The sequence below is a fragment of the Rhizobium sp. O111 genome (assembly GCF_055616315.1).
Genome location: NZ_JBSHXL010000001.1, coordinates 2,778,141 through 2,790,489 on the forward strand (window position 1 = coordinate 2,778,141; position 12,349 = coordinate 2,790,489).

The 12,349-nt window shown below is 62.5% G+C and carries 12 protein-coding genes and 1 riboswitch; of the genes, 9 read left to right on the plus strand and 3 right to left on the minus strand.

Annotated features, from left to right (window positions below):
* The first annotated feature begins 45 nt into the window (after nt 1-45).
* The 8 genes from gap (at nt 46) to ACVTFQ_RS14060 (ending at nt 9,038) form a co-directional block, all read left to right on the plus strand.
* Nucleotides 46-1,056, plus strand: coding sequence for a type I glyceraldehyde-3-phosphate dehydrogenase (gene gap / locus ACVTFQ_RS14025; protein ID WP_111563323.1), 1,011 nt, complete (start codon nt 46-48; stop codon nt 1,054-1,056).
* A 188-nt stretch (nt 1,057-1,244) separates the two neighbouring features.
* Nucleotides 1,245-1,373, plus strand: a complete 129-nt coding sequence (locus ACVTFQ_RS14030; protein ID WP_280637050.1) for a hypothetical protein — start codon at nt 1,245-1,247, stop codon at nt 1,371-1,373.
* An 82-nt stretch (nt 1,374-1,455) separates the two neighbouring features.
* Nucleotides 1,456-1,770, plus strand: a complete 315-nt coding sequence (locus ACVTFQ_RS14035; RefSeq protein ID WP_111563324.1) for a hypothetical protein — start codon at nt 1,456-1,458, stop codon at nt 1,768-1,770.
* Between the two features lie 319 nt (nt 1,771-2,089).
* Nucleotides 2,090-3,940: a potassium/proton antiporter gene (locus ACVTFQ_RS14040; protein WP_111563325.1), complete on the plus strand. Its 1,851-nt coding sequence runs from the start codon at nt 2,090-2,092 to the stop codon at nt 3,938-3,940.
* A gap of 72 nt (nt 3,941-4,012) precedes the next feature.
* On the plus strand, nt 4,013-5,215 hold the full coding sequence (locus tag ACVTFQ_RS14045) for a phosphoglycerate kinase (RefSeq protein ID WP_111563326.1): 1,203 nt from the start codon (nt 4,013-4,015) through the stop codon (nt 5,213-5,215).
* 252 nt (nt 5,216-5,467) lie between these two features.
* Nucleotides 5,468-6,364, plus strand: a complete 897-nt coding sequence (locus ACVTFQ_RS14050; RefSeq protein WP_111563327.1) for a fructose bisphosphate aldolase — start codon at nt 5,468-5,470, stop codon at nt 6,362-6,364.
* Nucleotides 6,365-6,519: 155 nt separating this feature from the next.
* Nucleotides 6,520-7,437: a PhzF family phenazine biosynthesis protein gene (locus ACVTFQ_RS14055; protein WP_111563328.1), complete on the plus strand. Its 918-nt coding sequence runs from the start codon at nt 6,520-6,522 to the stop codon at nt 7,435-7,437.
* Between the two features lie 71 nt (nt 7,438-7,508).
* Nucleotides 7,509-7,589, plus strand: a riboswitch (Fluoride riboswitch).
* 90 nt (nt 7,590-7,679) lie between these two features.
* On the plus strand, nt 7,680-9,038 hold the full coding sequence (locus ACVTFQ_RS14060) for a voltage-gated chloride channel family protein (protein ID WP_111563329.1): 1,359 nt from the start codon (nt 7,680-7,682) through the stop codon (nt 9,036-9,038).
* A gap of 55 nt (nt 9,039-9,093) precedes the next feature.
* On the opposite strand, the gene ACVTFQ_RS14065 is transcribed toward ACVTFQ_RS14060, so the two are convergent.
* Complete coding sequence (locus ACVTFQ_RS14065) at nt 9,094-10,896, minus strand: chloride channel protein (RefSeq protein WP_111563330.1); 1,803 nt, start codon at nt 10,894-10,896, stop codon at nt 9,094-9,096.
* Nucleotides 10,897-11,052: 156 nt separating this feature from the next.
* Between ACVTFQ_RS14065 and ACVTFQ_RS14070 the strand changes: the two genes are divergently transcribed.
* A complete protein-coding gene (locus ACVTFQ_RS14070; RefSeq protein WP_111563331.1) occupies nt 11,053-11,496 on the plus strand; it encodes a MarR family winged helix-turn-helix transcriptional regulator in 444 nt (147 codons plus the stop codon).
* A gap of 27 nt (nt 11,497-11,523) precedes the next feature.
* Here the strand turns inward: ACVTFQ_RS14070 and ACVTFQ_RS14075 are convergent, their stop codons facing one another.
* Together ACVTFQ_RS14075 and ACVTFQ_RS14080 are read right to left on the minus strand one after the other, a co-directional pair.
* A complete protein-coding gene (locus ACVTFQ_RS14075; RefSeq protein WP_111563332.1) occupies nt 11,524-11,922 on the minus strand; it encodes a VOC family protein in 399 nt (132 codons plus the stop codon).
* A 114-nt stretch (nt 11,923-12,036) separates the two neighbouring features.
* Nucleotides 12,037-12,201 (minus strand): hypothetical protein, encoded by a 165-nt coding sequence (locus ACVTFQ_RS14080; protein WP_018899677.1) that lies wholly within the window; start codon nt 12,199-12,201, stop codon nt 12,037-12,039.
* Nucleotides 12,202-12,349 lie beyond the last annotated feature (148 nt).

Here is a 12,349-nt window from a genome sequence, read left to right on the forward strand (position 1 = left end):
TCCTCTTTGCTTATAAACCAAGCCCTACTCTCGGGAGAGACACACATGACTGTAAAGGTTGCCATTAACGGCTTCGGTCGTATCGGCCGCAATGTTCTCCGCGCCATCGTTGAATCCGGCCGCACGGACATCGAAGTCGTTGCCATCAACGACCTCGGCCCGGTCGAGACCAACGCGCACCTGCTGCGTTACGACTCGATCCACGGCAAGTTCCCGGCCGAAGTGAAGGTCGAAGGTGACACGATCACCGTCGGCGGCGGCAAGCCGATCAAGGTCACCGCTGTTCGCGACCCGGCACAGCTGCCGCACGCCGAACTCGGCATCGACATCGCCATGGAATGCACGGGTATCTTCACCTCGCGCGACAAGGCTGCCGCTCACCTGACGGCTGGCGCCAAGCGCGTCATCGTTTCGGCTCCTGCCGACGGTGCCGACCTGACCGTCGTCTTCGGCGTCAACCACGACCAGCTGACCAAGGAACACCTGGTCATCTCCAACGCTTCCTGCACGACGAACTGCCTCGTGCCGGTCGTCAAGGTTCTCGACGATCTCGTCGGCATCGATCATGGCTTCATGACCACGATCCACTCCTACACGGGTGACCAGCCGACGCTCGACACCATGCACAAGGACCTGTACCGCGCCCGCGCCGCAGCTCTGTCCATGATCCCGACCTCGACGGGTGCAGCAAAGGCCGTTGGCCTCGTCATGCCGCACCTCAAGGGCAAGCTCGACGGCACCTCGATCCGCGTTCCGACCCCGAACGTTTCGGTCGTCGACTTCAAGTTCGTTGCCAAGAAGGCCACCTCGGTTGCCGAAATCAACGAAGCCATCAAGGCTGCTTCGAACGGCAAGCTGAAGGGCATCCTCGGCTACACCGACGAGCCGCTGGTTTCGCGCGACTTCAACCACGACAGCCACTCTTCGATCTTCGCCTCCGACCAGACCAAGGTCATGGAAGGCAACTTCGTGCGCGTTCTGTCCTGGTACGACAACGAGTGGGGCTTCTCCAGCCGCATGTCGGACACGGCAGTCGCCTTCGCCAAGACCATCTAAGGTCCGCGATAACGATTTCTGAAAGCGGCTCGGGAAACCGGGCCGCTTTTCGTTTGCCAAGATGCGCCGCGACGGCCAAACGCGCTTGCCGTCATCCGGCAGGATGCGGTAAATTCGATCGAAGCTGCAACGCGGTCGCGCAACGAGACGCCGAACCGACAACGAGCGAACCACCCATGAAAATCCTGATGTTGGCAATCCTACTTGTCATGATCGCCGGTGTGCTCAGCCTGACCGTAGTCGGCGGCGGCTCCAAGCAGCTTGCCAAGGGCCAACCGCTGCTCGCCTCCTCCTCGCGGCTGATGGGACCGCGATAATTGCACGCACGACGGCTGCGGGGCTGGCGTGGCGCGAACGAACACCATAATGTTAGACATCAGCGAAACGAAAGAGAATTCAATGGACTACTTCACCATCGAGATATCTGGCAAAGCCATCGCGAGCTTCCGCTCGGAAAACGCCGAAGACGCCAAGCACTTCATCGAGGCCGAGGATTTCCGCGAGGATCTGACGGTGCTCGAGACCGAAGGCAAGCCGGTATGGGATGGCAAGGCGCCGCTCACCCTGCGCAAGGCGACGCCTGATGAGGCGAGCGAAGTCGAGCATGCCTACGAGTTCGACGACGACCCCTCGCGCACAATCGACGACGAATTCGTCGTCTTCCTCATCCCGATTTCGGACGCGGATGGAGACGACAGCGACGAAGAAGCGTAAGGCCAAAAAGAAATACACGACGATTGTCCAAGAAAAGGACAGGGCAGCGATTTCTGCCCTGCTCTCGCCTGATTTGATCCTACACTTTACTCAGGATCACTCTCCAACCGTTCATTTGATTTGCCGTTAGGCGGATCGCTCAGCAGCATGATGCAGCAAAGCGCAAGGATAGCCCTTTAGGTCTACCCTTCGTTTGGATTTTGCCGTTTACTGGCAGGCATCGGACCGGAACTGGAGACGCGATACCATAGTTTTAGACAGCCGCATGCGACGGGGGGCGACACTGCGGCGATTGATATTTGCATAAAGGGGTTCGGGCATGGAAGCATTCTACATCGTCGTACTGGTATCGACGGCGCTCGTGCTTCTTGCGGCCTTCTCCAGCCTGCTTGCCTTCCGCTTTGGCGCACCCCTCCTGCTCTTGTTTCTCGGCATCGGCCTACTTGCCGGCAGCGACGGCCTCGGTATCGAATTCACCAACAATTACCTCGCCTATATCCTCGGCTCGATCGCGCTTGCCATCATCCTGTTCGATTCCGGTTTCGGCACGCCGGTGCAGGCCTTCAAACTCGCGGCCGTCCCCTCGATAACGCTGGCATCGGTCGGCGTCCTGATGACGGCGTCCCTGTTTGCCGTCGCCGCCATGTGGCTTTTGAACTTCACCTGGCTTGAGGGCATGCTGCTCGGCTCCATCGTCGCCTCCACCGACGCGGCCGCCGTCTTCTTCCTGCTGCGCATCGGCGGCATCAACATTCGCGACAAGGTGCGCTCGACGCTCGAAGTCGAATCCGGCACCAACGACCCGATGGCGATCTTTCTCACCATCGCACTCGTCGAAGTCCTGGCATCGGGCGAGCGCTATCACGGCATCAACATCGGCATGCTCGCCATGTTCGTGCAGCAGATGGGCCTCGGCGTCATTTTAGGCCTGCTCGGCGGCATGATGATCGTGCTGATCGTCGGTAGGCTGGAGACCGATCGCGGCCTGACACCGATCTTCGTTCTGGCGCTGGCGCTCCTGGTCTTCTCATTCACCGGCGCCGTCGGCGGCAGCGGCTTCCTGGCGGTCTACGTCGCCGGCATCTATGCCGGAAACCGCAAGCTGCCCGGCTATGCCTCGATCAAGCGCTTCCAGGACGGCATGACCTGGCTGGCGCAGATCATCATGTTCCTGGTGCTCGGCCTGCTCGCGACGCCGTCGCAGTTCGGCGCGATCGCCATCCCGGCGGTCCTGCTCGCGCTCTTCCTGATCTTCATCGCCCGCCCGCTGGCGATCTGGCTGTCGCTGCTGCCCTTCGACTACACGCAGCAGGAGATCGGCTTCGTCGCCTGGGTCGGCCTGCGCGGCGCCGTCTCCATCCTGCTTGCCATCATGCCGATCCTCGGCGGGCTGGAAAACGGTCAGGTCTACTTCAACACCGCCTTCATTATCGTGCTCGTCTCGCTGCTCGTGCAGGGCTGGACCATCAAGCCGGTCGCCAAGAAGCTCGGCCTGATCATCCCACCGCGCATCGGCGCCGTCGACAAGGTGGAGGTCGACCTGCCGGGCGCGGCCAACCACGAGCTCCTCTCCTACCGCGTCGTCAAGGACAGCCCGGTGCTGCGCGGCGAGCGCATTCCGCGCTGGGCCACGCCCTCGCTCGTCATCCGCGACGGCAAATCGATGCGCTATCAATATGCCGGCCGCCTGCGCGAGAACGATCTCGTCTATCTCTTCATCGTCCCCTCCTACTCGCGCCTGCTCGACAAGCTCTTCGCAAGCCGCGTGCCGGTGGAGGAAGACGACACTGATTTCTTCGGCGCCTTCGCCCTCTCCCCCAGCCGCCCGGCGACCGATCTCGACGCCGCCTACGGCCCCGGCCTTCTGAACGAAAACGAGAAGGGCCTGACCATCGCGGAGCTGATGAAGCAGCGTCTCGGCGGCAAGGCGGAATATGCCGACCGCGTGCGCCTGGGCTCCATCATCCTCATCGTCCGCGACCTCGACGACCACGATCATATCAGCGCGATCGGCATGTCTCTGGAGGCCGTCGAGCCGGCCGTGACGCTGCCGATCTTCATCAATCTGCGCGATATCATCGACCGCGTGCATGACCGCTTCAAAAGCCGCAAGAACAAGGAGGCGGCGGCCGCCGCGGCGGGTGGAAAAGCCGACGAAAACCCGCGCTGAACGCCTTGCGTCCGCGATGATCCTTGCTATGGTCCCCGCATCTTTTCAGGCAATAAACGAACGGATTTCCCAATGCCTTCCTTCAAGACACTCGACGATCTTAACGACATTGCCGGAAAGCGCGTTCTCGTCCGCGTCGACCTCAACGTCCCGGTAAAGGACGGCAAGGTCACGGACGTGACCCGCATCGAGCGCGTCGCCCCGACCATCAAGGAACTGTCCGAGAAGGGCGCCAAGGTTATCCTGCTCGCGCACTTCGGCCGCCCCAAGGATGGCCCCTCGCCGGACCTGTCGCTGACCCTGATCGCCCCCTCGGTTGAAGCCGTGCTCGATCACCCCGTGCAGACGGCAACCGACGTCATCGGCGAAGCAGCCGCCGGCGCCGTGGCCGCCATGAAGGATGGCGACATCCTGCTTCTTGAAAACACCCGCTTCCACAAGGGCGAGGAAAAGAACGACCCCGATTTCGTCAAGGCGCTGGTCGCCAACGGCGACATCTACGTCAACGACGCCTTCTCGGCCGCGCACCGCGCCCATGCCTCGACCGAAGGCCTCGCCCGTCATCTCCCCGCCTACGCCGGCCGCACCATGCAGGCTGAACTGGAAGCGCTGGAAAAGGGCCTCGGCCAACCGGTCCGTCCCGTCGTTGCCATCGTCGGCGGCGCCAAGGTCTCGACCAAGATCGATCTCCTCATGAACCTCGTGAAGAAGGTCGACGCCCTCGTCATTGGCGGCGGCATGGCCAACACCTTTATCGCCGCGCGCGGCACCAGCGTCGGCAAGTCGCTCTGCGAGCATGACCTCGCCGACACCGCCCGCCAGATCATGATCGAAGCGGCCACCGCTGGCTGCGCGATCGTTCTGCCCGAGGACGGCGTCGTCGCCCGCGAGTTCAAGGCCGGTGCCGCCAACGAGATCGTCGCCATCGACGCTATCCCCGATGATGCCATGATGCTCGACGTCGGCCCGAAGTCGGTCGAAGCCGTCAAGGCCTGGATCGAGCGCGCCAACACGCTGGTCTGGAACGGCCCGCTCGGCGCCTTCGAGATCGAGCCCTTCGACAAGGCAACCGTTGCCGCCGCGCAATATGCGGCAGAGCGCACCAAGGCCGGCAAGCTCACCTCGGTCGCCGGTGGCGGCGATACCGTCTCGGCGCTGAACCACGCCGGCGTTGCCGATGACTTCACCTACGTCTCGACCGCGGGCGGCGCGTTCCTGGAATGGATGGAAGGCAAGGTCCTGCCCGGCGTCGAGGTCCTGACCAAGGCCAAGTAAATCAAACCGGGCTATCGGCCTGTTTCGGTCATCTAATCCAAGACCGCGGGAGCCAGCGCCTTCGCGGTCTTTTCGTTGACGCTAAAATAACACTTAACTTTCAAACGTTTGAAATGATTTCAATCGTTTCAATAGCTTACACCAGGATTTTCCTTTTAAAATTCTTCTGATATCGCAGATTCGAGTGCCTATCGGCTTTGACATAGAGCAAAATCCGGACGCGACGCGCCGGTTTTACGGAAGGAGTGAAGTATGGTGGACGCGAAGATGTTGGACAAGATCAGCTCGGCGCCGGGATTCATTGCAGCGCTGGACCAGAGCGGTGGTTCGACACCCGCAGCGTTGCGCCTCTACGGCATTGCCGACAGCGATTACCAGGGCGACGAGGAGATGTTCCGCCTGATGCACGCCATGCGCGTTCGCATCATGAGCGCCCCCGCCTTCACCGGCGACAAGATCATCGCCGCGATCCTCTTCGAGCGGACCATGGACGGCGACGTCGATGGCCAGCCGGTTCCTTCCTATCTCTGGGAGAAGCGCGGCGTCGTGCCCCTGCTCAAGATCGACAAGGGCCTGGCGGCTGAAGAGAACGGTGTCCAGGTCATGAAGCCGATGCCCGAACTGGAGACGCTCCTCGCGCGCGGCCGCGACAAGGGAATTTTCGGCACCAAGATGCGCTCCGTGATCGCAAGCGCCGACAGGACCGGCATTGCGGCTGTCGTCAAGCAGCAGTTCGAAGTGGCACGCCAGATCATCGGCAGCGGCCTCGTTCCGATCGTCGAGCCTGAAGTTTCCATCAAGAGCCCGACGAAGCAGGAGGCCGAGGCCATCCTTCGCGACGAGATCGCCAAGCAGCTCGACCTGCTGCCTGCGAGTGAAAAGGTGGTGCTGAAGCTGACGATCCCGACGGTCGCCGATTTCTACGCACCTCTGGTCGCCCACAAGCAGGTCGTGCGCGTCGTAGCACTCTCCGGCGGCTACAGCCGCACCGACGCCTGCGAAAAGCTCAGCCACAACCACGGCATGATCGCCAGCTTCTCGCGCGCGCTGACGGAAAACCTGCGCGTTTCGATGAGCGATGCGGAGTTCGACGCGAGCCTTGCCGAAACAATCAACGAGATTTACGCGGCCAGCGTCAACAAGGCCTGATCCGGCCGCCTACCTCTACAAACCGGCTGCCTCTGGCGGCCGGTTTTTTGTTGCCGTTGATTGTCATCGATCGATTGTCACGGCGACAAGAATTGCTCTTCTGCCAGCTGGCGGCGATAGCTACTGATTGCGCTCCTGAACCATCGGAGCACGCAATGACCGCCGTTTCCTTCACCACCGTCGATGTCTTCACTTCCACCCGCTTCGAAGGCAATCCGCTGGCTGTGATGACGGATGCCCGCGGCCTCTCCGATGATCAAATGCAGAAGATCGCCGCCGAGTTCGGCTATTCGGAAGTGACCTTCGTGCTGCCGCCCGAAAACCCAGAGAACACCGCCCGCGTGCGCATCTTCACGCCGACGACGGAAGTGCCCTTCGCCGGACACCCCAATGTCGGCACCGCCTATGTGCTCGGTAATCTCGACGACATTTTCGGCCAACCGGTCGGCGACGTCATGCGCTTCGAGGAAAAGGCCGGCGTGGTGACCGTCGACGTGCGCCGCGAACGAGGCCGCGTGACCTCGACCGCGATCCGCGCGCCGAAGCCGCTGTCGACTGGCAACACTGTCCCTGCAGACACCATCGCCCACTGCATCGCGATCGACAGCACGAAAGTCAGCACCCGCATCCACCAGCCGCTGACTGCGTCCGTCGGCCTGAGCTTCGTCGTCGCCGAACTCGCCGATCTCGACACGCTCGCCCGCGCCCGCCCCAACCTCGCTTACTTCCAGGATGCCGCCGGCCCGACGCTTGAGGGAAACCACGACTTCTCGCTCTTCGTCTATGTCCGTTCGGCCGACAAGCCCTGGCACATCCGCGCCCGCATGTTCGCCCCGCTCGACAACGTCCCGGAAGACCCCGCCACCGGCAGCGCCTCGGCCGCACTCGGCGCCTACCTCGTCTCGCTCGAGCCAGAACCGAATATGACGGCATCGCTGACCATAGAGCAGGGCGTCGAAATGGGCCGCCGCAGCCTCATCGGCATCGAGGTGACGAAGACCGGCGGCGTGGTCACCGACGTTGCGATCTCGGGCGCCTGCGTCGAGGTCATGCGCGGCGTGATCGACTGCTGATCATGTCGCTTGAACACGACGGATCCCCGCCCCCGCGCGCTTGACAGCAATCCGGCGCAAGCGATATCAAACTGGGCATCGGCAATGGATTCTGCCGAGGCCAGAAAAGGCTGAACCGCTTCCCCGACGAAGCCGATGACTCCTACTTCATTTGCCATCGCGCGAAAGGGTAGAGTCATGTTCGAAGTCTTCTTTTCATCACACATCGCCGGCGATACCGCCCATCATCAAGGGGCAGCACTATGATCGCCTTCTCCGACGTTTTCGGCATTCGCCTGCGCCAGCTTCGCGACATCGGCAAGTGGATCGCGGTCATCGTTCCGATGGCAGTTGTCGTCGGCTCGCTCTGCGCATTCTTCCTCTGGGCGCTCGATCTTGCGACCAGGAGCCGCTTTGACCATCCCTGGCTGCTCTACGGCCTGCCTGCCGCCGGCTTCCTCATGGTGCTGGTCTACCAGACATTCGGAAAATCGGCCGAGGGCGGCAACAACCTCATCGTCGAGCAGATCCACGAACCCGGCGCCGGCGTTCCCCTGCGCATGGCACCGCTCATCCTCGTCTCCACCATCGCCACCCATCTCTTCGGCGGCTCGGCCGGCCGCGAGGGCACGGCGGTGCAGCTCGGCGGCAGCATCGCCAGCGCCGTGGCGAAACTCTTCCGCCTGTCGCCCGCCGACGTGAAAATCCTCCTCATGGGCGGCGTCGCGGCCGGCTTCGGCGCGGTGTTCGGCACGCCGATCGCTGGCGCCATCTTCGCGCTCGAAGTGCTGACCATCGGCCGCATGCAATATGAAGCCCTGATCCCCTGCCTGATGGCCGCAGTCACCGGTGACTGGGCCTGCCACGCCTGGGGCATCGAGCACACGCACTACCACATCGCTTATCTCGCCGACGCGCCCGCCAATGTCTTCCATCTCGATGCGTTGCTGCTGTCGAAAGTCGCCATCGCCGGCGTCGTCTTCGGGCTTGCGGCGAAATCCTTTGCCGAACTCTCCCACACGGCTTCAGCCCTGTTCAAGAAGCTCCTGCCCTACGCGCCGCTGCGCCCCGTTCTGGCCGGGCTGATCGTCATCGGCCTAGTCCATCTGCTCGGCACCCGCGCCTATCTCGGCCTCGGCGTCTGGTCGCCCGACGCCGCTGACCCGACGATCGCGGGCTTCTTCGCACCCGGCGCCGTCGATTACTGGAGCTGGCTGTGGAAGGCGATCTTTACCATCGTCACGCTCAGCGCCGGCTTCAAGGGCGGCGAGGTCACGCCGCTCTTCTTCATCGGCGCCGCACTCGGCAATGCGCTGGCAGGCCTCCTCGGCGCGCCGTCCGATCTCTTCGCCGGGCTCGGCTTCGTGGCGATCTTCGCCGGCGCCACCAACACGCCGCTCGCATGCATGATCATGGGCATCGAGCTCTTCGGCGCCACTCACGCCGTCTACCTCGCCGTCGCCTGCTTCCTCGCCTATCTCTGCAGCGGCCATTCGAGCATCTATCTCGCCCAGCGCCTCGGCGTGCCGAAACGCCGCTCCATGGGCACCATCCCCTCAGGCGTCTCACTCCGCCACATCAGGGAGCGGAAGGTGCCGGCTGTCGAGGGTGTCGAGAAGTGACAAAATGAAAGCGCCCGCCACGAGACACGCGGTGGGCGACTTGTTCGGCATCGGCCTAAGCAGCGCTCGAAAACAGATAAGGCCGGCGTTCCGTCTCGCTTGTCTTGAAGGAATGCCGCAGATGCAGCAGATCCTTGCGCGCGATCAGCCCGACCAGCCGCTTCGTTTGCGGATCGATCACGGGGATGCGTCCTTCTCCCGAATTCAGCATGATATCGGTGACATGCCCGACCGTGTCATCCGCAAGCGCATAGGCGATCTCAGCGTTCGACGTCGCGTCGACAATGCTGACATCATCTGCCACGCCCTCCTGATGCCACCGCAGCACATCGGCGCGGGAGACCAGGCCAAGCAACACGCGCTGGTCATCGACGACGGGATAGACGCGATGCGTCTTCTCGGCCGTCTCGAAGAAGGTCTTCACCTCCCCCACCGTCTGCCGGGCAGAGAGCACGTCGACATCGACGATCATGATGTCGCGGGCGCGTGTCAGCTCGAACGGGTCGATACCGTATTCGCGCGTGATGTGCTGGCCGCGCCGGGCGATCTTTTCGGTGAGGATCGAGCGCCGAAGCACGAGCACCGTCACCGCATAAGCGGACACCGTGGCGGCGAGCAGCGGCAGAAGCGCCGACAGGTCTCCCGTCAGCTCCACCGCGAAGAAGGTACCGGTCAACGGCGCGCGCATCGTGCCGCCCATCATCGCGGCCATGCCGATCAGCGCCCAAAAGCCCTGGTCGCCAGGCAGAAACAGCCCGGCCAGCCAGCCGATCGCCCCACCGAAGATAAGCAGCGGCGCCAGGACGCCACCCGACGTTCCGGAGGAAAGCGCGATCAGCCAGATCGCCACCTTCACGGTAAGGATGGTGAGGACGGCGGCCGGAAGCACGTTACTGTGCAGCAGATCCTCGATGATATCGTAGCCGACGCCGAGCGCGCGCGGCTCGATCAGCCCACCGAGCCCGATAAACAGACCACCGATCGCCGGGCACCACATCCAGTGAACAGGCAAGGCCTCGAACAGGTCCTCGACCTTGTAAAGAAGCACGGTCAGAAGACCGGACGCGAAGCCTGTGAGAATGCCGAGCCCGGCGCACAGCGCGATCCCCCACCAAGGCAGGCTCATGTCGAAATGCGCGGGGAACAGCGGACCGGCGCCGAACAGAAACGGCCTCCAGCAAGCCGACACGCAGGCAGCCACGGCAACCGGAATAAAGCTCCTCGGTTTCCATTCGAACAGCAGCAATTCGACCGCCAGGAGAAGTGCGGCAATCGGCGTGCCGAAGATCGCCGTCATCCCGGCGGCAGCGCCCGCGACCAGCAGAGACTTGCGCTCCGCCGAGCTCATCTCGAAGCACTGCGCGAAGAGCGAACCGATCGCGCCACCGGTCATGATGATCGGCCCTTCAGCCCCGAACGGCCCACCGGTGCCGATCGAGATCGCCGACGACAGCGGCTTGAGCACAGCCACCTTCGGCGACATCCGGCTGCCGCCTATCAGGATGGCCTCGATGGCCTCAGGGATGCCGTGTCCCCTGATCTTCTCCGAGCCGAAGCGCGCCATCAACCCGATGATCAGTCCGCCGATGACAGGCACGACAAGCATCCATAGCGACGGATGCGCATGCGCCAGGCTTTCGGCAACGAGGCTGAACTTTCCGAACCAGACGACATTCGAGACGAGCGAGATCAGGCTGACCAGCAGCCACGCCGCAAACGCGCCGCCGGTGCCGACGACGACGGCCATCGCGATCAGCGCCAGAACGCGCCTATCGGTGGTGAAATCGCCCGCCGCGCGGCGCGGCAGCAGGGAAGCGGCATTGGGGGATGTATCGGGAGGAAGAGATTTTGGGGGCATGGTCGATCCTGTCTGGTGTTTATCTGCGCGCTCAAATATATCGTATTACGATATAAATCAAGAGATCTGCCTCTTGCACCGCGGGCTTTGCGGATGGCGGCGATAACGGCTAGAGATCGCCGTGACTTTCATGGGCGTTGACGGAAGGATGTGGCGATGCGGGACGATCTGTCGGACGAGGATTACGAAGCGCTCGCGAACCTTCGCCATACGCTGCGTCGTTTCATGGATTTCAGCGCGTCAGCCGCGCTTGAAGCCGGCCTGCCCGCGCAGCAGCACCAGGCGCTGCTCGCCATCAAGGGGCACCGCGCCCCCGATCCGATGACCGTCGGCCTGCTCGCCGAACGGCTGATCATTGCGCCGCATACCGCGACCGAATTGGTGGGCCGTCTCGAGGCAGCCGGCTACGTCAGCCGCCGCCCCGACCCCAACGACCGCCGCCGCCAGACGCTCATCCTGACGGACCAGGCCGAGGCCGTCCTGAAACAGCTGACGACCATCCACCTCAAGGAAATCCGCGAAATGGCGCCGCGCCTGATCGCTATCCTCCAGAGCATCCAGCAGGAAACGCCACTGCCGGATGATCCGTGGTCGGCATAAGATATCCACGAGGCTGCGGACGGCCCCTCAGGGCGCTCCGTTGATCTCAACGATATTGAGATCAGGGTCACGAAGATAAAGCTGCGGGAACCCGGCCAGACCGGTGCGGAAAACCAGCATGTGCTTGGGATCGCCTTCGGGCAAATCCCCGCTGAAGCCGAGCGCGGCGAGGCGTTCGAGAACGCCCTCGAAGTCATCGGTCCGAAACGCGAAGTGCCAGTCGTTGCGGTCGATGACCGGCCGTTGCCGGAAGGTGCCCTCGGGATGCACGACGAGATGGACCTGCAGACTGCCGCAGGCGAGCCACGCCCCGCCCACTGGAAAGTCCGGCCGAGGGATTTCGGAAAGGCCAAAGACATCGCGGTAAAACGGAAGAGATTTATCCAGGTCATCAGTGATGATCGACACGTGATGCAGGGCAAGCATGTCCTCTCCCCCCAAGAAGCGTCCAAGCAACCATCACAATAGCCGAAACAGCAGCCTGACACCATCTGAGGGTCACCCTCTTCCCGCGACCGGCGTCTCTACAACCAATTGCGCTTAAACAAACAGATCCCGCCCAAGCAGTGCAACCGCCCATATCGCGAAGGCAAATAGCGCGATCTTCCAGAAATCCGCACGCTTTCTGAGGCCCGGCAGACCGAGCGGCTTGATCAGGTGCACCACCATCGCAAGCATCAGGAGAAGCGCGATCAGCTTCGTCATGTCTTTATTTTTCCATATGTTCTTGATGTCACAGGACGGACATTATTTCGCGCAACCACTGCTTCTAAACATGCCGTAAAGGCATTCGGGGAGACAATCAACATTGCAAAGACTGGGCAGCATCGTGTGCTGCCATATGTCTTTGTGC

What these genes read in the sequence shown, in the direction of transcription:
- gap (WP_111563323.1), top strand. Translation starts at nt 46, where the DNA reads ATGACTGTAAAGGTTGCCATTAACGGCTTCGGTCGTATCGGCCGCAAT.
- ACVTFQ_RS14030 (WP_280637050.1), top strand. Translation starts at nt 1,245, where the DNA reads ATGTTGGCAATCCTACTTGTCATGATCGCCGGTGTGCTCAGCCTGACC.
- ACVTFQ_RS14035 (WP_111563324.1), top strand. Translation starts at nt 1,456, where the DNA reads ATGGACTACTTCACCATCGAGATATCTGGCAAAGCCATCGCGAGCTTC.
- ACVTFQ_RS14040 (WP_111563325.1), top strand. Translation starts at nt 2,090, where the DNA reads ATGGAAGCATTCTACATCGTCGTACTGGTATCGACGGCGCTCGTGCTT.
- ACVTFQ_RS14045 (WP_111563326.1), top strand. Translation starts at nt 4,013, where the DNA reads ATGCCTTCCTTCAAGACACTCGACGATCTTAACGACATTGCCGGAAAG.
- ACVTFQ_RS14050 (WP_111563327.1), top strand. Translation starts at nt 5,468, where the DNA reads ATGGTGGACGCGAAGATGTTGGACAAGATCAGCTCGGCGCCGGGATTC.
- ACVTFQ_RS14055 (WP_111563328.1), top strand. Translation starts at nt 6,520, where the DNA reads ATGACCGCCGTTTCCTTCACCACCGTCGATGTCTTCACTTCCACCCGC.
- ACVTFQ_RS14060 (WP_111563329.1), top strand. Translation starts at nt 7,680, where the DNA reads ATGATCGCCTTCTCCGACGTTTTCGGCATTCGCCTGCGCCAGCTTCGC.
- ACVTFQ_RS14065 (WP_111563330.1), bottom strand. Translation starts at nt 10,896, where the DNA reads ATGCCCCCAAAATCTCTTCCTCCCGATACATCCCCCAATGCCGCTTCC.
- ACVTFQ_RS14070 (WP_111563331.1), top strand. Translation starts at nt 11,053, where the DNA reads ATGCGGGACGATCTGTCGGACGAGGATTACGAAGCGCTCGCGAACCTT.
- ACVTFQ_RS14075 (WP_111563332.1), bottom strand. Translation starts at nt 11,922, where the DNA reads ATGCTTGCCCTGCATCACGTGTCGATCATCACTGATGACCTGGATAAA.
- ACVTFQ_RS14080 (WP_018899677.1), bottom strand. Translation starts at nt 12,201, where the DNA reads ATGACGAAGCTGATCGCGCTTCTCCTGATGCTTGCGATGGTGGTGCAC.